The organism is Mycobacterium sp. IS-1264 (genome assembly GCF_001954195.1).
Lineage (GTDB): Bacteria > Actinomycetota > Actinomycetes > Mycobacteriales > Mycobacteriaceae > Mycobacterium.
The window spans coordinates 1-617 of record NZ_MBES01000093.1; the positions used below are offsets into that span (position 1 = coordinate 1).

Consider the following 617-nt stretch of genomic DNA (forward strand, 5'->3'; position numbering starts at 1 on the left):
CGCAGCGACGCGTCGATGAACTCACCGGCCAGCGAGTTGAGCACCACATCCACCCCGGCGCCGCCGGTGGTAGCAAGAAACTTGCGCTCGAAGTCCAGCGTTCGTGAATCCCCGATGTGGTCGTCGTCAAACCCCATCGCCCGCAACGTGTCCCACTTGCCGCGGCTGGCGGTGACGAAAACCTCCGCACCCCAATGGCGCAACAGCTGCACCGCCGCCATGCCGACCCCACCGGTGGCCGCATGCACCAGCACCTTCTGCCCGGCCTTCACACCGGCCAGCACCGACAAGCCGTACAGCGCGGTCAAAAACACCACCGGCACACTCGCGGCCTGTGCCAGCGACCACCCCGGTGGCACCGCCGTCACCAACCGCGCGTCGACCACGGCCTCGGAGCCGACCACCCCCAACAACCCCATCACCGCATCGCCGACCGCGAGCCCGGTTACGTCCGGCCCGACCTCGACGACGACGCCCGCGCCCTCGACGCCGATCTCGCCCCCGCCGGGATACATTCCCAGCGCCACCAACACATCCCGGAAGTTCACCCCCACCGCGGCCACCGCCACCCGCACCTGCCCGGCGGCCAGCTCCACCCGTGCGCTCGGCTGCACCAC

The 617-nt window shown here is 70.0% G+C and carries 1 protein-coding gene; it reads right to left on the reverse strand.

The genetic code is table 11. The features are described from left to right. A partial coding sequence (locus A5744_RS23380; protein ID WP_139331481.1) for a zinc-binding dehydrogenase occupies positions 1-617 on the reverse strand: 617 nt, incomplete at both ends.